General features: G+C 60.8%; 13 protein-coding genes and 2 pseudogenes. 8 read left to right on the plus strand and 7 right to left on the minus strand.

Annotated elements, in window-relative coordinates:
- Window positions 1–57: 57 nt before the first annotated feature.
- Both G3436_RS10185 and G3436_RS10190 read right to left on the minus strand, forming a co-directional pair.
- Window positions 58–501, minus strand: coding sequence for a hypothetical protein (locus G3436_RS10185; RefSeq protein ID WP_163944298.1), 444 nt, complete (start codon window positions 499–501; stop codon window positions 58–60).
- 162 nt (window positions 502–663) lie between these two features.
- Window positions 664–2,492, minus strand: a pseudogene (locus G3436_RS10190) (SLC13 family permease).
- A 175-nt stretch (window positions 2,493–2,667) separates the two neighbouring features.
- Here G3436_RS10190 and G3436_RS10195 point away from each other — a divergent pair.
- The 8 genes from G3436_RS10195 (at window position 2,668) to G3436_RS10230 (ending at window position 12,016) form a co-directional block, all read left to right on the plus strand.
- A complete protein-coding gene (locus tag G3436_RS10195; RefSeq protein ID WP_163944301.1) occupies window positions 2,668–3,033 on the plus strand; it encodes a hypothetical protein in 366 nt (121 codons plus the stop codon).
- Window positions 3,034–3,101: 68 nt separating this feature from the next.
- Window positions 3,102–3,407 (plus strand): DUF6388 family protein, encoded by a 306-nt coding sequence (locus G3436_RS10200; protein ID WP_163944304.1) that lies wholly within the window; start codon window positions 3,102–3,104, stop codon window positions 3,405–3,407.
- Between the two features lie 139 nt (window positions 3,408–3,546).
- Window positions 3,547–4,857 (plus strand): trigger factor, encoded by a 1,311-nt coding sequence (gene tig / locus G3436_RS10205; protein ID WP_163944307.1) that lies wholly within the window; start codon window positions 3,547–3,549, stop codon window positions 4,855–4,857.
- 90 nt (window positions 4,858–4,947) lie between these two features.
- Window positions 4,948–5,589, plus strand: coding sequence for an ATP-dependent Clp endopeptidase proteolytic subunit ClpP (clpP, locus tag G3436_RS10210; RefSeq protein WP_163944309.1), 642 nt, complete (start codon window positions 4,948–4,950; stop codon window positions 5,587–5,589).
- Between the two features lie 105 nt (window positions 5,590–5,694).
- Window positions 5,695–6,978, plus strand: coding sequence for an ATP-dependent Clp protease ATP-binding subunit ClpX (gene clpX, locus G3436_RS10215; RefSeq protein WP_163944312.1), 1,284 nt, complete (start codon window positions 5,695–5,697; stop codon window positions 6,976–6,978).
- 152 nt (window positions 6,979–7,130) lie between these two features.
- Window positions 7,131–9,527, plus strand: coding sequence for an endopeptidase La (gene lon, locus G3436_RS10220; protein WP_163944315.1), 2,397 nt, complete (start codon window positions 7,131–7,133; stop codon window positions 9,525–9,527).
- A gap of 147 nt (window positions 9,528–9,674) precedes the next feature.
- Window positions 9,675–9,947 carry an HU family DNA-binding protein gene (locus tag G3436_RS10225; RefSeq protein ID WP_095159208.1) on the plus strand — a complete coding sequence of 91 codons (273 nt, stop codon included), beginning with the start codon at window positions 9,675–9,677 and terminating at the stop codon, window positions 9,945–9,947.
- A 197-nt stretch (window positions 9,948–10,144) separates the two neighbouring features.
- Window positions 10,145–12,016: a SurA N-terminal domain-containing protein gene (locus G3436_RS10230; RefSeq protein WP_163944318.1), complete on the plus strand. Its 1,872-nt coding sequence runs from the start codon at window positions 10,145–10,147 to the stop codon at window positions 12,014–12,016.
- 168 nt (window positions 12,017–12,184) lie between these two features.
- On the opposite strand, the gene fabI is transcribed toward G3436_RS10230, so the two are convergent.
- The 5 genes and pseudogenes from fabI to G3436_RS10255 all read right to left on the minus strand — a co-directional run.
- Window positions 12,185–12,979 carry an enoyl-ACP reductase FabI gene (gene fabI, locus G3436_RS10235; protein WP_163944321.1) on the minus strand — a complete coding sequence of 265 codons (795 nt, stop codon included), beginning with the start codon at window positions 12,977–12,979 and terminating at the stop codon, window positions 12,185–12,187.
- A gap of 18 nt (window positions 12,980–12,997) precedes the next feature.
- Window positions 12,998–14,606 (minus strand): annotated as a pseudogene (locus tag G3436_RS10240) (ABC transporter ATP-binding protein).
- Between the two features lies 1 nt (window position 14,607).
- On the minus strand, window positions 14,608–15,627 hold the full coding sequence (locus tag G3436_RS10245) for an ABC transporter permease (protein ID WP_163944323.1): 1,020 nt from the start codon (window positions 15,625–15,627) through the stop codon (window positions 14,608–14,610).
- 1 nt (window position 15,628) lies between these two features.
- The gene (locus G3436_RS10250) at window positions 15,629–16,702 is read right to left on the minus strand and encodes a microcin C ABC transporter permease YejB (RefSeq protein WP_163944326.1); all 1,074 of its coding nucleotides are present in this window, start codon (window positions 16,700–16,702) and stop codon (window positions 15,629–15,631) included.
- Between the two features lies 1 nt (window position 16,703).
- Window positions 16,704–17,793 (minus strand): extracellular solute-binding protein (locus tag G3436_RS10255; RefSeq protein ID WP_163944329.1); only part of this gene is annotated, 1,090 nt, incomplete at its 5' end.

Consider the following 17,793-nt stretch of genomic DNA (forward strand, 5'->3'; position numbering starts at 1 on the left):
AAAGCCACCTTCGGGTGGCTTTCTTCGTTCTGGCGATTGCTGCGACCCGTTCAACATCTACGGTTGAGTCGTTGTTTCTTCATCGGCACTGGCTTTTCTCGCTGCCCGTTCCTCAGCCTGCTCACGCTTGGCCTTTTCCTCACTTTCGCGAAAGAACTTTTCGCGCTCTTCAGTCTGCTTGCGATTCATGTCTTCCAGTCGCTGCATCTGTTCGCGGTTGTTCTCCTGCATCTTGCGCATACCTTCCATGTCCTGGCGTGCCCACTCGGCGGACCTCGCCTGATCTTCGCGCTGTTGCTGCTCGCGACGTTGCTGCATATCACGTTGCATGTCTTGCATCGTGGCCCCCACACATAGCGGAGTGACTGTTAGAAGTGTGGATGCGATCAGCATCGTGAAGGCACTACGACGGCTCTCCTGCCTGGGCATGACGATATTCCTGCTCGGTTCGTGAAGCCTTTTTGATGCCTCGCCGGCTGGAAGTTCCTTGTTGCGCACCATTTCTCTTTTTCGATCCATCGCATGATTTCTCTATGCGGGCCATTGCAATGATCACGGGGGCAGGGTTGGCGCGCGCTGGCCTATTGTCGAGCCGCCATGGCCTGTCAGATCGGCGCTGCCAGCCTTGTTCGTTCGGCTCTGGATCTTCAGCGCGGCTTTCCCTCACAACGCAAAAATCCACGGCACCATCACCACGCTCACAATCATCACCAGCACCGTAAACGGCACACCCACCTTCACGAAGTCACCAAACCGATACTGCCCCGGCCCCAGCACCAGTGTGTTCACTGGCGAAGACACCGGTGTCATGAACGCCGCCGATGCCGCCAGCGCTACGATCATCGCGAACGGGTAGGGCGAGGCGCCCAGTTGCTGGGCGGTGGTGATCGCCACCGGTGCCATCAGTACCGCAGTCGCGGTATTGGAGATGAACAGGCCAATCAGGGCAGTGATGGCGAACAGCGTGGCCAGGATCACATACGGCCCCGCATCGCCCAGTACGCCCACCAGCCCATGTACGGCCAGGGCGATGCCACCGGTTTTCTGCAGCGCCAGGGCAAACGGAAGCATGCCGACGATCAGGATCAGGCTTTGCCAGTGAATTGCGCGGTAGGCGCTGTCCATGTCGATGCAGCGGCTGGCGCCCATCAGCAGGCAGCCGATCAATGCCGCGACCACATTCGGCACCAGGCCGCTGATCATCAGGCCAACCATCACCGCCAGGCTGATCAATGCATAAGGCGCCTGGTTCAGCGCCGGCGCCACATTGTCGACCTCCGCCGGCAGGCTCAACACCAGAAAGTCGCGCGGCTGTGCCTGCAACTGACGGATGGCCTTCCACGTGCCGATTACCAGCAGGGTGTCGCCCAGCTTCAGTTTTTCTTCCACCAGTTGTTCATCGATGGCGGCCTGGTCACGGCGCAAGCCGACGACGTTGAGGCCCCAACGGCTGCGAAACGTGAGCTCCAGCAGGCTCTTGCCAATCAGCTGCGAGCCTGGCGGCAAGGCTACCTCGGCCATGCCCACTTCGCGCGACTGGTCGATGAAGTACGCGGCCTTGAAGTGCAGTGGCTCAAGTTGCATGGTCTGGCACAGGCTGCGCAGGTCGTCCCTGGGCGCGAACAGGTCCAGCAGCAGTACGTCGCCTTCATGCACCAGGGTGCTGGAGTCAGGGCTGATCACCCGTGTGTTGAACTTGTGCTGGCGCTCGATACCGACCACGTTGGCGCCGTGCTCGGTGCGCAGCTTGAGTTCGCTCAGGCTGTGGCCCACCAGCGGCGAACCGGGCCTTACCCGCAGCCGTCGTTCGCGGCCAGCCAGCTTGTAGTCCACGATAAGGTCCAGCAGCGTGCGTCGGGTCTGTGCACTGCCGTCCTTGCGCACCTCGCCCCCCAGCCAGTTGCGCGTCAGCAGCATGTAGCCCACCCCCAGTACCAGTATCACCAGGCCAAACGGGGTAAAGCTGAAAAAGTTGAAGCCGGCCTCGCCATGGCGCACCAGCTCGCTGTGCACCACCACGTTGGGTGGCGTGGCCACCAGGCTGAGCATGCCGCTGATCAGCCCGGCAAAAGCCAGCGGCATCATCAGGCGGCTGGGTGATACCTTCATGCGGGCGGCAATGCTCAGGACCACCGGGATGAAGATTGCCACCACGCCAGTGGAGCTCATGACCGAGCCCAGCCCGGCCACCGAGACCATCAGCAGCACGATCAGGCGCGTTTCGCTGTTGCCAGCCCTCTCGGCCATCCATTCGCCGATGCGGTAGGCAATGCCGGTGCGCACCAGGCCTTCACCAATCACGAACAGCGCGCGATCAGCACCACGTTGGGGTCGCTGAAGCCGGCCAGGGCCTCTTGTACGCTGAGAATGCCCAGCAAGGGCAGGGCGACGATCACCAGCAGCGCGACCACGTCCATGCGCGGCCGGTTGATGATGAACAGCGTGACGGCGGTGAACAGCAGGCCAAGCACCATGAGGAGTTCGTGGTTCATGCGGGTATCCGAAAAGTAGGCGCGGCAGAGTCTGGCAGAAACACGCTGGCGGTTTGTTGACCTGCTGCAGCGCTTGGGTGGCACGGGGCCAGATGTTAAGGTTCGCGGCTTTGTAGTGCTCAAGGACGAATAGGCTGTGCAACAGGTTAATAGCAATTTGAAGAATGTGGCGGTCGTGTTTGGGCTGCTCGGGTGTATCACGCTGCTCGGCTTTATCGTGCGCTACACCTCCAAGGTCAATGTGTTCCTGATCTGGGACGCCATCGCGTATCGCTATATCGTGATCAATGTGCTGCTGGTGGCGACGGCCATCGCGTGCTCGGTGTTGCTCAATCACCGCAACAACGATTACGCCGTGAGGGCGGCGGTGGTGCTATGCCTGTTGGGCCTGCTGGTGCAGTGGCTGTTCGGTTTCGAGATGTCGGTATTTCTCGGTGTGGCCAGCCTGTACCTGGCCGGCGTGCTCGGCATGTTAGCTGCATTGGGCAACCTGCCGGCAGACGCGCCTGTCGCCAGCGATGTCGAGGCTAGTGACAAATAAGCCAAAGCTGATAGATTTCAGGCGGTTGAAGCAGCGGTCGGGCTGCCGGTCGCAGGAAGGAATGCCCCATGATTGCAAAAGAGTCACGCCAGGCGGTCGCGCTTGAGCGCTTCGCCCAGGCAAATCCGCAGTTGCTGGAAGAAATCGCGGGCCTCAGTGCCCACGAGCAACAGCAGCAGATCCAGTGGGCGTTTGAAGGCCAGGCTGACGAACAGGGCGTGCAGCCTTGGGAGCTTGCGCTCCAGTTGATTGCTGAGTCGCCCGAAGAGCTACGCCAGATGCGCCTCGAGGTGCACCGCGAGGTGGCCGAGGCACTGGGTCTGAGCTGGCAGGAATACTGCGAGTTCAACGAAATCGAAGATGCCGCGCCCTGAGGCGCGGTAGTCAAATGTGCCGGTGCCTGTTCTCCATGATGTGAACGGGGTGACTTCTGGTGTTCGAGTCACTAGAATGCTTGCCCTTGATTCTGGAGTCGGGTATCGCCGGCTAACGTCTGTGCAACGAGGAATATCCATGCAAGTTTCTGTTGAAAATACTACCGCTCTCGAGCGCCGCATGAGCGTCACCGTGCCGGCTGAGCGTATCGAGAGCCAGGTCAACAAGCGTCTGCAGCAGACTGCCCAAAAGGCCAAGATTGCTGGTTTCCGTCCAGGCAAAGTGCCAATGAGCGAAATCAAGCGCCGTTTCGGTGCTGACGCTCGCCAGGAAGCCGTAGGCGACGTTATCCAGTCCTCCTTCTACGAAGCCGTGGTTGAGCAGAAGCTGAACCCTGCCGGTTCGCCTTCGATCGAGCCCAAGTCGCTCGAAGCTGGCAAAGATCTCGAATATGTAGCTGTTTTCGAAGTATTCCCGGAGTTCACCGTTGCCGGTTTCGACTCGATCGCCGTCGAGCGCCTGAGCGCCGACGTGGCCGATGCCGACCTGGACAACATGCTGGAAGTGCTGCGCAAGCAGAACGTGCGTTTCGAACTGACCGAGCGTGCTGCCCAGAACGAAGACCAGCTGAACATCGATTTCGTCGGCAAGGTCGACGGTGAAGTGTTCGCCGGTGGTTCGGCCCAGGGCACCCAGCTGGTGCTGGGTTCCGGCCGCATGATCCCAGGCTTCGAAGAAGGCCTGGTCGGCGCCAAGGCCGGTGAAGAGCGCGTTCTGAACCTGACCTTCCCCGAGGACTACCAGAACCTGGACCTGGCTGGCAAAGCCGCCGAGTTCACCGTCACCGTCAATAGCGTTTCCGAGCCAAAGCTGCCAGAGCTGACCGAAGAATTCTTCGCCCAGTTTGGTATCAAGGAAACCGGCATCGAGGGCTTTCGCACCGAAGTTCGCAAGAACATGGAGCGTGAGCTGCGCCAGGCGATCAAGACCAAGGTCAAGAACCAGGTAATGGACGGCCTGCTGGCTGCCAACCCGATCGAAGTGCCGAAGGCCCTGCTGGAAAACGAAGTGAACCGTCTGCGCGTGCAGGCCGTTCAGCAGTTCGGCGGCAACATCAAGCCTGAGCAACTGCCGGCCGAGCTGTTCGAAGAGCAAGCCAAGCGCCGCGTCGTGCTGGGCCTGATCGTGGCCGAAGTGGTCAAGCAGAACGACCTCAAGCCAGACGAAGACCGCGTTCGCGAAATGATCCAGGAAATGGCTTCGGCCTACCAGGAGCCTGAGCAGGTCGTGGCCTGGTACTACAAGAACGACCAGCAGCTGAACGAAGTTCGTTCGGTTGTGCTGGAAGAACAAGTTGTGGATACTGTTCTGCAGAAAGCGACTGTGACCGACAAATCGGTCTCTTACGAAGAAGCTGTCAAGCCGGTGCAGGCACCTGCCGCTGACTGATTTCCTTCTCTCGTAGGAAAACACCACAAGCCAGCCTTCGCGCTGCTTGTGCGTATTCAAGACATGACTATTTGGGAGTGAGTGCAGGACATGTCCCGCAATTCTTATTATCAGCAGAGCTCTGACATCCAGGCCGCAGGCGGCCTGGTCCCGATGGTTATCGAGCAATCCGCTCGTGGCGAACGCGCCTATGACATCTACTCGCGCCTGTTGAAGGAACGAGTGATCTTTCTGGTCGGCCCGGTAGAGGACTACATGGCCAACCTGATCGCAGCGCAACTGCTGTTCCTTGAAGCGGAAAACCCGGACAAGGACATCCATCTCTACATCAACTCGCCGGGCGGTTCGGTGACTGCAGGCATGTCGATCTACGACACCATGCAGTTCATCAAGCCCGACGTCTCTACCACCTGCATCGGCCAGGCGTGCTCCATGGGCGCCTTCCTGCTCGCCGCAGGTGCCAAGGGCAAGCGTCACTGCCTGCCAAACTCGCGGGTGATGATTCACCAGCCGCTGGGTGGCTTCCAGGGTCAGGCCTCGGATATCGAGATCCATGCCAAGGAAATCCTGCAGATCAAGTCGCGTCTGAACGAGCTGCTGGCCTATCACACCGGGCAAGACCTCGAGACCATCGAGCGTGACACCAACCGCGACAACTTCATGAGCGCCGAGCGCGCTGCCGAGTACGGCCTGATCGACTCGGTGCACAACAAGCGGCATATGGCTGTTTGATAGGCGCCCCAGCAGGTGGTCGGGCCCTCCCGCCACCTGTGGACTTGAAAAAGCCCGCAATTGCCTTCATCTTGTGTTGCAAGCCTACCGGATTGGATCGATCGAATGACTGACACCCGTAACGGCGAGGACAACGGCAAATTGCTCTATTGCTCCTTCTGCGGCAAAAGCCAGCATGAAGTACGCAAGTTGATTGCCGGCCCCTCGGTCTTTATCTGCGACGAGTGCGTCGACCTGTGCAACGACATCATCCGTGAGGAGGTGCAGGAAGCCCAGGCCGAGAGCAGCGCGCATAAATTGCCTTCGCCGAAAGAAATCAGCGGCATCCTGGACCAGTATGTGATTGGTCAGGAACGCGCGAAAAAAGTTCTGGCCGTAGCGGTGTACAACCACTACAAACGCCTGAATCAACGTGACAAGAAGAACGACGATGTCGAGCTCGGCAAGAGCAACATCCTGCTGATCGGTCCGACGGGCTCGGGTAAGACCCTGCTCGCCGAAACCCTCGCGCGCCTGTTGAATGTGCCGTTCACCATTGCCGACGCCACCACGCTGACTGAAGCGGGTTACGTGGGTGAAGATGTCGAGAACATCATTCAGAAACTGCTGCAGAAGTGCGACTACGACGTGGAAAAGGCCCAGATGGGCATTGTCTACATCGACGAAATCGACAAGATCTCGCGCAAGTCGGACAACCCGTCGATCACCCGTGACGTATCGGGTGAGGGCGTGCAGCAGGCGCTGCTCAAGCTGATCGAAGGCACGGTTGCCTCGGTACCGCCGCAAGGTGGCCGCAAGCACCCGCAGCAGGAGTTCCTGCAGGTCGATACGCGCAACATCCTGTTCATCTGCGGCGGTGCGTTCTCTGGCCTTGAAAAGGTCATCCAGAATCGCTCCACCCGTGGTGGCATCGGCTTTGGTGCGGAAGTTCGCAGCAAGGAAGAAGGCAAGAAGGTTGGCGAGTCGCTGCGTGAAGTCGAGCCGGACGACCTGGTCAAGTTTGGCCTGATCCCCGAGTTCGTCGGCCGCCTGCCGGTGCTGGCAACCCTGGACGAGCTCGACGAGGCTGCGCTGATGCAGATCCTCACCGAGCCGAAGAACGCCTTGACCAAGCAGTACGGCAAGCTGTTCGAGATGGAAGGCGTCGACCTGGAGTTCCGCAGCGATGCGCTCAAGTCGGTGGCCCGCAAGGCACTGGAGCGCAAGACCGGTGCCCGTGGCCTGCGCTCGATCCTCGAAGGCATCCTGCTCGACACCATGTACGAGATTCCCTCGCAGAAGGAAGTCAGCAAGGTGGTGATCGACGAGAGCGTCATCGATGGTTCGTCCAAGCCGCTGTTGATCTACGAGAACAGCGAGCCGCAAGCCAAGGCTGCACCCGACGCCTGAGTCGGGTGACGGCAGCAAACAAGCAAGGGGCCTTCGGGCCCCTTTGCTTTTCCTGTCGCAGAGCTTGTTTTTTTGCGGGCCTGCCCCCACATTAAACCCAAGCTCAAATTTCCATAGGATTACGGCCATAAGGCCGCTGTAGAGGCGAAATCATGAAGACAACCCTCGACTTGCCTCTTTTGCCATTGCGCGATGTCGTCGTTTACCCGCACATGGTCATCCCGCTGTTCGTGGGGCGTGAAAAGTCCATCGAGGCCCTTGAGGCTGCGATGACGGGCGAGAAGCAGATCCTCCTGCTGGCCCAGAAGAATCCCGCTGACGACGATCCAGGTGAAGATGCCCTGTACCGCGTCGGCACCATCGCCACCGTCCTGCAACTGCTCAAGCTGCCCGATGGCACCGTCAAGGTGCTGGTCGAGGGTGAGCAGCGCGGTGCAGTCGAGCGCTTTGTCGAAGTCGACGGGCATATCCGTGCCGATGTGGCACTGATCGACGAAGTCGAGACCGCCGATCGCGAGTCCGAAGTGTTCGTGCGCAGCCTGCTGTCGCAGTTCGAGCAATATGTACAGCTGGGCAAGAAAGTCCCGGCTGAAGTCCTGTCTTCGCTCAACAGCATCGACGAGCCGGGGCGCCTGGTCGACACCATGGCCGCGCACATGGCCCTGAAGATCGAACAGAAGCAGGAAATCCTCGAAATCATCGACCTGGGTGCCCGGGTCGAGCACGTCCTGGCGTTGCTGGATGCCGAAATCGACCTGTTGCAGGTCGAAAAGCGTATCCGCGGCCGGGTCAAGAAGCAGATGGAGCGCAGCCAGCGCGAGTACTACCTGAATGAGCAGATGAAGGCCATTCAGAAAGAACTCGGCGACAGCGACGAAGGCCACAACGAAATCGAAGAGCTGAAAAAGCGCCTTGATGCCGCCGGCCTGCCAAAAGATGCCTACACCAAGGCCCAGGCCGAGCTCAACAAGCTCAAGCAGATGTCGCCGATGTCTGCAGAAGCCACCGTGGTGCGCTCGTACCTCGACTGGCTGGTGCAGGTGCCGTGGAAGGCCCAGAGCAAGGTACGCCTGGACCTGGCCAAGGCCGAAGAGATCCTCGACGCCGACCACTATGGCCTGGACGAGGTGAAGGAGCGCATCCTCGAATACCTCGCCGTGCAAAAACGGGTCAAGAAGATCCGTGGCCCGGTGCTGTGCCTGGTCGGGCCGCCTGGCGTGGGCAAGACCTCGCTGGCCGAGTCCATCGCCAGTGCCACCAACCGCAAGTTCGTGCGCATGGCCCTGGGTGGCGTGCGTGACGAGGCCGAGATTCGTGGCCACCGCCGTACCTACATTGGTTCGATGCCTGGCCGTCTGATTCAGAAGATGACCAAGGTGGGTGTACGCAACCCGCTGTTCCTACTCGACGAAATCGACAAGATGGGCAGCGACATGCGTGGCGACCCGGCGTCGGCGCTGCTCGAAGTGCTCGACCCCGAGCAGAACCACAACTTCAACGATCACTACCTGGAGGTCGACTACGACCTGTCGGACGTGATGTTCCTGTGCACCTCCAACTCGATGAACATTCCGCCGGCGCTGCTCGACCGCATGGAAGTCATTCGCCTGCCGGGGTACACCGAGGACGAGAAGATCAACATCGCGGTCAAGTACCTGTCGCCCAAGCAGATCAAGGCCAATGGCCTGAAAAAGGGCGAGCTGGAAATCGACACCGCAGCGATCCGCGACATCATCCGCTACTACACCCGTGAAGCCGGTGTGCGTGGCCTGGAGCGGCAGGTGGCGAAGATCTGCCGCAAGGTGGTCAAGGAGCACGCCGGGCACAAGCAGGTGGCTGTCAAGGTCGACAGCGACAACCTCGAGCATTACCTGGGTGTACGCAAGTTCCGCTACGGCCTGGCCGAGCAGCAGGATCAGGTCGGCCAGGTAACTGGTCTGGCATGGACCCAGGTGGGTGGCGAGTTGCTGACCATCGAAGCCGCGGTCATCCCGGGCAAGGGCCAGCTGATCAAGACCGGTTCGCTGGGTGACGTGATGGTCGAATCCATTACCGCTGCGCAAACCGTGGTGCGTAGCCGTGCGCGCAGCCTGGGTATCCCGGCTGACTTCCACGAGAAGCGTGACACCCACATCCATATGCCGGAAGGCGCCACGCCCAAGGACGGCCCGAGTGCCGGTGTGGGCATGTGCACCGCACTGGTGTCGGCGCTGACCGGTATTCCGGTGCGTGCCGATGTGGCCATGACCGGTGAAATCACCTTGCGTGGTCAGGTACTGGCAATTGGCGGGTTGAAGGAGAAATTGCTGGCGGCACATCGTGGCGGAATCAAGACCGTGATCATTCCAGAAGAGAATGTGCGCGACCTGAAAGAAATTCCGGACAACATTAAGCAGGATCTTCAGATTAAACCTGTCAAATGGATTGACGAAGTCCTCCAAATTGCGCTGCAATACGCCCCGGAGCCCTTGCCAGATGTGGCTCCCGAGATTGTCGCCAAGGATGAAAAGCGCGACAGTGATTCCAAGGAACGAATCAGTACCCATTAGTACGTATTTGGCTGGGGGGCTTCCTTGACAGTATTTTCGGGCCCTTGTTATAAAGCGGCGCCTAAGTGTCAACAGGCCACCCAGCACTCGTTTTGCTTTTCATTACATACTTAGAAACAAACTCAAATAGAGATAAGGGGACTTAGAGTGAACAAGTCGGAACTGATTGACGCTATTGCCGCATCTGCTGATATCCCGAAAGCTGTCGCCGGCCGTGCGCTGGACGCAGTCATCGAATCCGTCACCGGCGCCCTGAAGGACGGTGACTCTGTGGTACTGGTTGGTTTCGGTACCTTCTCCGTAACCGATCGTCCTGCCCGTACCGGCCGCAACCCGCAGACCGGCAAGACTCTGGAAATCCCTGCTGCCAAGAAGCCAGGCTTCAAGGCCGGCAAAGCACTGAAAGAAGCCGTCAACTAAGTCGTCTCTTTCAGGCTTCGCCTAGCCGGGTCAGGTCTCGCCTGGCCTGGTAGCGAAGCACGGGGAATCGCAAAAACAGATTCCCGTGTGCTTCGCCAGTTACGAGAAGGCGCATCCTCGGATGCGCCTTTCTTCTATCAGGACTCTACCCACGCTCCGCGGTTTGTTTGTTTAGTACAGCCGTTTCTGGGGGACGCATGCTGCAGAATATCAGGGACAATTCACAAGGTTGGATTGCCAAGACCATCATCGGTGTCATCGTTGCCTTGATGGCGCTGACCGGCTTCGATGCCATCTTCCAGGCCACCACCCACAGCCAGGACGCTGCCAAGGTCAATGGTGACACCATCAGCCAGAACGAGCTGAGCCAGGCCGTCGACATGCAACGTCGGCAGTTGATGCAACAGCTGGGCAAGGACTTCGACGCCTCCCTGCTGGATGAGAAAATGCTGCGTGAAGCAGCACTCAAAGGCCTCATCGAGCGCAAGTTGCTGCTCCAGGGCGCCAAGGATGCCAAATTCAGCTTCTCTGAAGCGGCACTTGACCAGGTCATCCTGCAAACACCGGAATTCCAGGTCGACGGCAAGTTCAGCCCTGAGCGTTTCGATCAGGTGATCCGTCAGCTGGGCTACGGTCGCCTGCAGTTCCGCGACATGCTGGCGCAGGAAATGCTGATCGGCCAACTGCGTGCTGGCCTGGCCGGCAGCGGTTTCGTGACCGATGCACAGGTTGACGCGTTTGCCCGTATCGAGAAGCAGACCCGTGATTTCGCATCGCTGACCTTCAAGGCCGACCCGGCTGCGGTCAAGGTCAGCGACGAAGAGATCAAGGCGAATTACGACGAGCACGCCAAGGAGTTCATGAGCCCCGATCAGGTGGTCATCGACTACATCGAGCTGAAGAAAGCTGCGTTCTTCGACCAGGTCAAGGTCGACGACGACGCGCTTCAGGCGCTGTATCAGAAAGAGATCGCCAACCTGGCCGAGCAGCGCCATGCCGCGCACATCCTCATCGAGGTCAACGACAAGCTTGACGATGCCCAGGCCAAGGCCCGTATCGAAGAAATCAAGCAGCGTCTGGACAAAGGTGAAGACTTCGCCAAGCTGGCCAAGGAGTTCTCCCAGGATCCGGGTTCGGCCACCACGGGTGGTGATCTGGGCTATGCCGGGCAGGGCGTCTACGATCCAGCGTTCGAAGAGGCGCTGTATGCGCTGAACAAAGGCCAGGTATCGGCGCCGGTGCGTACCGATTTCGGCTGGCACCTGATCAAGCTGCTGGATGTGCAGGCGCCTGAAGTGCCGACCTTCGCCAGCCTGAAAGACAAGCTGACCCGCGAACTCAAGACCCAGCAGGTCGAGCAGCGCTTCGTCGAAGTGACCAAGCAGTTGGAAGACTCGGCGTTCGAAGCCTCCGACCTGGCCCAGCCGGCCCAGGACCTTGGCCTGAAGCTCAACACCTCGGAACCGTTCGGCCGTGAAGGCGGCGATGGCATCACCGCCAACCGCGCCGTGATCCAGGCCGCGTTCAGCCCTGAAGTGCTGGAAGAGGGTGCCAACAGCACCGCGCTGGAGCTGGACCCCGAGACCGTGGTGGTGATTCGCGTCAAGGAGCACCGCAAGCCCGAGCAGTTGCCACTGGAAGTGGTGTCCGACAGCATTCGCAAGCACCTGGCCAAGGAGCACGCGAGTGCAACTGCCAAGGCCAAGGGCGAAGCCCTGATTGCCGGTCTGCGCGACGGCAAGGTGGCACTGGCGGCCCAGCAGGAAGGTCAGAGCTGGAAGGTCCAGGAAGCGGTCACACGCAGCCAGGAGGCCATCGAGCCGGCCGAGCTGCAAGCAGTGTTCCGCATGAGCAAGCCTGAAGCCAAGGACAAGCCGACCTACGGCAGCGTCACCCTGGCAGATGGCAGCTTTGTGGTGCTGCGCCTGAACGGCGTCAACGAAGGGGCTGCGGCCAGCGAAGAAGAGAAGGCGGCTTACCGTCGCTTCCTGGCTTCGCGTGCCGGCCAGCAGGACTTCGCGGCGTACCGCAAGCAGTTGGAAGAGAAGGCGGACATCACCCGTTATTGAGTGATGCTGCTACAAACAGAAAGGGCCGCTGATGCGGCCCTTTCTGTTTGTGTGCTGCCTGTACAGCCCCCTTCGCTGGCTTGCCAGCGAAGGGGCCGGAACAGTCGGTAGAGCAAACCCCAGGCAAAGAAAAGGCCGCATCAGCGGCCTTTTCCCATTCAGCACACCTTACTCGGTAAGGTCGCCCATGGCGGTGGTGTTGAAGCCGCCGTCCACGTACATGATTTCACCGCTCACGCCCGACGCCAGGTCCGAGCAGAGGAAGGCGCCGGCATTGCCGACTTCGTCGATGGTGACGTTGCGACGCAGCGGGGTCTGCGCTTCGTTGGCGTCCAGCATCTTGCGGAAGTTCTTGATGCCCGAGGCCGCCAGGGTGCGGATAGGGCCGGCCGATACCGCGTTCACGCGGGTGCCATCCGGGCCCAGGCTGCGTGCCAGGTAGCGTACGCCGGCTTCCAGGCTGGCCTTGGCCATGCCCATCACGTTGTAGTTCGGCATGGTGCGCTCGGCACCCAGGTACGACAGGGTCAGCAGGCTGCCATTGCGGCCTTTCATCAGTTCGCGACCGGCCTTGGCCAGGGCCACGAAGCTGTAGGCGCTGATGTCGTGGGCGATACGGAAGCCATCACGGGTGGTGGCCTGGGTGAAGTCGCCATCGAGCTGGTCGCCCGGTGCAAAGCCCACGGAGTGCACGATGCAGTCCAGGCCGTCCCACTTCTTGCTCAGTTCTTCGAAGACCTTGGCGATTTCTTCATCGCTGGCAACGTCACAGGGGAAGCACAGCTCAGGGCTGGAGCCCCAGCCAGCGGCGAACTCTTCGACGCGGCCCTTGAGCTTTTCGTTCTGGTAGGTGAAGGCAAGTTCTGCACCCTCGCGATGCATGGCGGCAGCAATACCGGATGCGATGGACAGTTTGCTTGCGACACCGACGATCAGTACGCGCTTACCGGCGAGAAAACCCATGTGTTGTTCCTCTTCAGGTTAATCGACAGCTGTGGGGGCCAAAAAGGCGGCTTCCAGCAGCTGCTGTGTATAGGGATGTTGCGGGGCGCTGAAAATGCTCGACGCCGGACCTTGTTCCACCACCTTGCCCTGCTTGACCACCATCAACTGGTGGCTCAGCGCCTTGACCACCGCCAGGTCGTGGCTGATGAACAGGTAGGTCAGGTTGTACTTGGTCTGCAGCGTACGCAGCAGTTCCACCACCTGGCGCTGTACGGTCCGGTCGAGCGCCGAGGTGGGCTCGTCCAGCAGTATCAGTGCCGGTTTCAATACCAGTGCCCGGGCAATGGCAATACGTTGTCGCTGGCCACCGGAGAACTCGTGAGGGTAGCGGTGCCGCGTTTGCGGATCCAGTCCTACTTCCTCGAGCGCCTCCATGATCGCCTGTTCCTGCTCTGCCTCCGTGCCAATCCGATGAATGCGCAGGCCCTCTCCGACGATGTCGCTCACGCACATGCGTGGGCTCAGGCTGCCGAAGGGGTCCTGGAAAACCACCTGCATCTGCCGGCGCAATGGTCGTACCTGATGTTGCGTAAGGCCCTCCAGCGCCTGGCCCTCAAAGCGTATGCCGCCCTGGCTGCCGATCAACCGCAAGATCGCCAGGCCCAGGGTGGACTTGCCCGAACCACTCTCGCCCACGATGCCCAGGGTCTGGCCCTGGGGCAGGCTGAAGTTGATGCCATCCACCGCTTTGACGTGGTCGACGGTCTTGCGCAGCAGGCCCTTCTTGATCGGGAACCACACGCGCAGGTCCTCGACCTCGAGCATTGGCGCGCCCACCGGGTTGCCGGCAGGCGTGCCGCTGGGCTCGGCACCCAGCAGCATTGCGTATACGGATGCTGCGGGGCACGGAACAATTCGTCACACGACGCCTGTTCGACGATGCAACCGCGCTGCATGACACATACGCGGTGGGCAATTCTTTTCACCAGGTTCAAATCGTGACTGATCAGTAACAGTGCCATGCCCAGGCGCGCCTGCAGATCCTTGAGCAATTCGAGGATTTTCAGCTGCACGGTGACGTCCAGTGCGGTGGTCGGTTCGTCGGCAATCAGCAGCTCTGGCTCGTTGGCCAGCGCCATGGCGATCATCACCCGCTGGCGTTGGCCGCCCGACAGCTCGTGGGGCAGGGCCTTGAGGCGCTTGACCGGTTCGGGTATACCCACCAGTTCCAGCAGCTCCAGCGTGCGTGCGGTGGCCGCCTTGCCGCGCAGGCCCTTGTGCAGCATGAGGATCTCGTTGATCTGCTTTTCGATGCTGTGCAGCGGGTTCAGCGAGGTCATCGGTTCCTGGAAGATCATCGCGATGCGGTTGCCGCGGATACGCCGCATCTGCTTCTCGTCCAGGGTCAGCAGGTCGCGGCCCTCATAGCTGATGCTGCCGCTGGGGTGGCGCGCCAGCGGGTAGGGCAGCAGGCGCAGGATGGAGTGCGCCGTCACCGACTTGCCCGAGCCGCTTTCGCCCACCAGGGCCAGGGTCTCGCCGCGGTGGATGTCGAACTGATGCCTTCGACCACACGTTGCTGTTGCTCGCCGGTGACGAACTCGACGGACAGGTCGCGCACTTCGATCAAGGTGTCGTTACTCATCTCATTTCCTCGGGTCGAAGGCATCGCGGGCAGACTCGCCAATGAACACCAGCAGGCTCAGCATTACTGCCAGCACGGCGAACGCGCTCATGCCCAACCAGGGCGCCTGCAGGTTGGACTTGCCCTGTGCCACCAGCTCGCCCAGCGACGGTGCGCCGGGCGGCAGGCCGAAGCCGAGGAAGTCCAGGGCGGTCAGCGTGCCGATGGCGCCGGTCAGGATGAACGGCAGGAAGGTCATAGTCGAGACCATCGCATTGGGCAAGATATGGCGGTACATGATCGCGCCGTTCTGCATGCCCAGGGCACGTGCCGCTCGCACGTACTCCAGGTTGCGCCCGCGCAGGAACTCGGCGCGTACCACATCCACCAGGCTCATCCACGAGAACAGCAGCATGATGCCCAGCAGCCACCAGAAGTTCGGTTGCACGAAGCTGGCCAGGATGATCAGCAGGTACAGCACCGGCAGCCCCGACCAAATCTCCAGGAAGCGCTGCCCGGCCAGGTCCACCCAGCCGCCATAGAACCCCTGCAGGGCCCCGGCGATCACGCCGATGATCGAGCTGAGCACGGTCAGGGTCAGGGCGAACAGCACCGAGATGCGAAAGCCATAGATCACCCGTGCCAGCACATCGCGGCCCTGGTCGTCGGTGCCCAGCAGGTTCTGCGCCGACGGCGGGGCCGGGGCGGGCACCTTCAGGTCATAGTTGATGCTCTGGTAGCTGAACGGGATCGGTGCCCACAGTACCCAGCTGTCCTTGGCCGCCAGCAGTTCGCGAATGTACGGGCTCTTGTAGTTGGCCTCCAGCGGGAACTCGCCGCCGAAGGTGGTCTCCGGGTAGCGCTTGAGCGCCGGGAAATACCATTCGCCGTCGTAGCGCACCGCCAGCGGCTTGTCGTTGGCGATCAGCTCGGCGCCCAGGCTCAGCCCGAACAGGATCAGGAACAGCCACAGCGACCACCAGCCACGGCGGTTGGCCTTGAAGCGCAGGAAGCGCCGGCGGTTGAGAGGGGATAGCGTCATCTCAGTGCTCCCGGCTGTCGAAGTCGATGCGTGGATCGACCAGGGTATAGGTCAGGTCACCGATCAGTTTCACCACCAGTCCAAGCAGGGTGAAGATGAACAATGTACCGAACACCACCGGGTAGTCGCGGTTGATCGCGGCTTCGAAGCTCATCAGGCCCAGGCCGTCGAGTGAGAAGATCACCTCCACCAGCAACGAGCCGGTGAAGAAGATACCGATGAAGGCCGACGGAAAGCCGGCGATCACCAGCAGCATGGCGTTGCGAAACACATGCCCGTAGAGCACGCGATTCGGGCTCAGGCCCTTGGCCTTGGCGGTGACCACGTACTGCTTGTTGATCTCGTCCAGGAAGCTGTTCTTGGTCAGCAGGGTCATGGTGGCGAAGTTGCCGATCACCAGCGCGGTCACCGGCAGCGTCAGGTGCCAGAAGTAATCGAGGATCTTGCCGGTGGTGCTCAGTTCGTCGAAGTTGTTCGAGGTCAGCCCGCGCAACGGGAACCAGTCCAGGTAGCTGCCACCGGCAAACAGCACGATCAGCAGGATGGCGAACAGGAACGCCGGGATCGCGTAGCCGATGATGATCGCCGAGCTGGTCCACACATCGAAGTGGCTGCCGTGGCGGGTGGCCTTGGCGATGCCCAGCGGTATCGATACCAGGTACATGATCAGCGTGCTCCACAGCCCCAGCGAGATCGACACCGGCATCTTCTCGGCGATCAGGTCGATGACCTTGGCGTCGCGGAAGAAGCTGTTGCCAAAGTCCAGCTGGGCGTAGTTCTTGATCATGATCCACAGGCGTTCCGGTGCCGACTTGTCGAAGCCGTACATGCGCTCGATTTCCTCGATCAGGGCCGGGTCCAGGCCCTGCGCGCCACGGTAGTTGGAACCGGCCACCGAGACCTCCGAGCCACCCCCGGCGATGCGGCTGGTGGCACCATCGAAGCCTTCGAGCTTGGCGATCATCTGTTCTACCGGGCCGCCAGGGGCTGCCTGGATGATCGCGAAGTTGATGATCAGGATGCCCAGCAGGGTCGGGATGATCAGCAGCAGGCGGCGAAAGATGTAGGCCAGCATGCTATTGCTCCCCGGCCGTTGGCGTGCCGTCGCTGTTCACCGGTACGCTCGGCGCCACATCAGGCTTGATCCACCAGGTGTTGATGCCGATGTCGTATTTGGGTGGTGTGGCCGGGTGGCCGATATGGTTCCAGTACGCCACGCGCCAGGTCTTGATATGCCAGTTGGGCACCACGTAATAGCCCCACTGCAGCACGCGGTCCAGGGCGCGGGTGTGTTCGATCAGGCTCTGGCGCGAAGCGGCATTGATCAGCCCGTCCACCAGGGTGTCCACGGCCGGGTCCTTCAGGCCCATGAAGTTGCGACTGCCAGGCTTGTCGGCGCTGGCGCTCTGCCAGAACTCGCGCTGCTCGTTACCCGGCGAATTGGACTGCGGGAAGCCGCCGACGATCATGTCGAAGTCTCGCGAACGCAGCCGGTTGATGTACTCGGAAACGTCGACGCGACGGATGTTCAGCTCAATGCCGAGGTCAGCGAGGTTGCGCTTGTAGGGCAGCAGGATGCGTTCGAACTCGGTCTGCGCCAGCAGGAATTCGATGACCACGGGTTTGCCCTGAGGGTCCACCATCTTGTCGTCGTGGATGCGCCAGCCCGCGTCCTGCAGCAGCTTGTAGGCCTTGCGCTGCTGTTCGCGGATCATGCCGCTGCCATCGGTGACCGGGTTCTTGAAGGCCTGGGTGAACACCTGCTCGGGGACTTGCCCGCGCAGTGGCTCCAGCAATTTCAGCTCGCCCGCGTCGGGCAGGCCGCTGGCCGCCATGTCGGAATTTTCGAAGAAGCTGGTGGTACGGGTGTAGGCGCCGTTGAACAGCTGCTTGTTGGTCCACTCGAAATCCAGCAGCAGGCTCAGCGCCTCGCGTACACGCACGTCCTGGAACACCGGGCGGCGCAGGTTGAACACGAAGCCCTGCATGCCGGTGGGGTTGCCGTTGGCGATTTCTTCGCGGATCAGGCGCTTCTCGCGCACTGCCGGGATGTTGTATGCGGTGGCCCAGTTCTTCGCGCTCACCTCCAGCCAGTAGTCGAACTGCCCGGCCTTGAGCGCTTCGAGTGCCACGGTGTTGTCACGGTAGTAGTCCACGCGAAGGGTG

This window comes from Pseudomonas brassicae (assembly GCF_010671725.1).
Classification (GTDB): Bacteria; Pseudomonadota; Gammaproteobacteria; order Pseudomonadales; family Pseudomonadaceae; genus Aquipseudomonas; species Aquipseudomonas brassicae.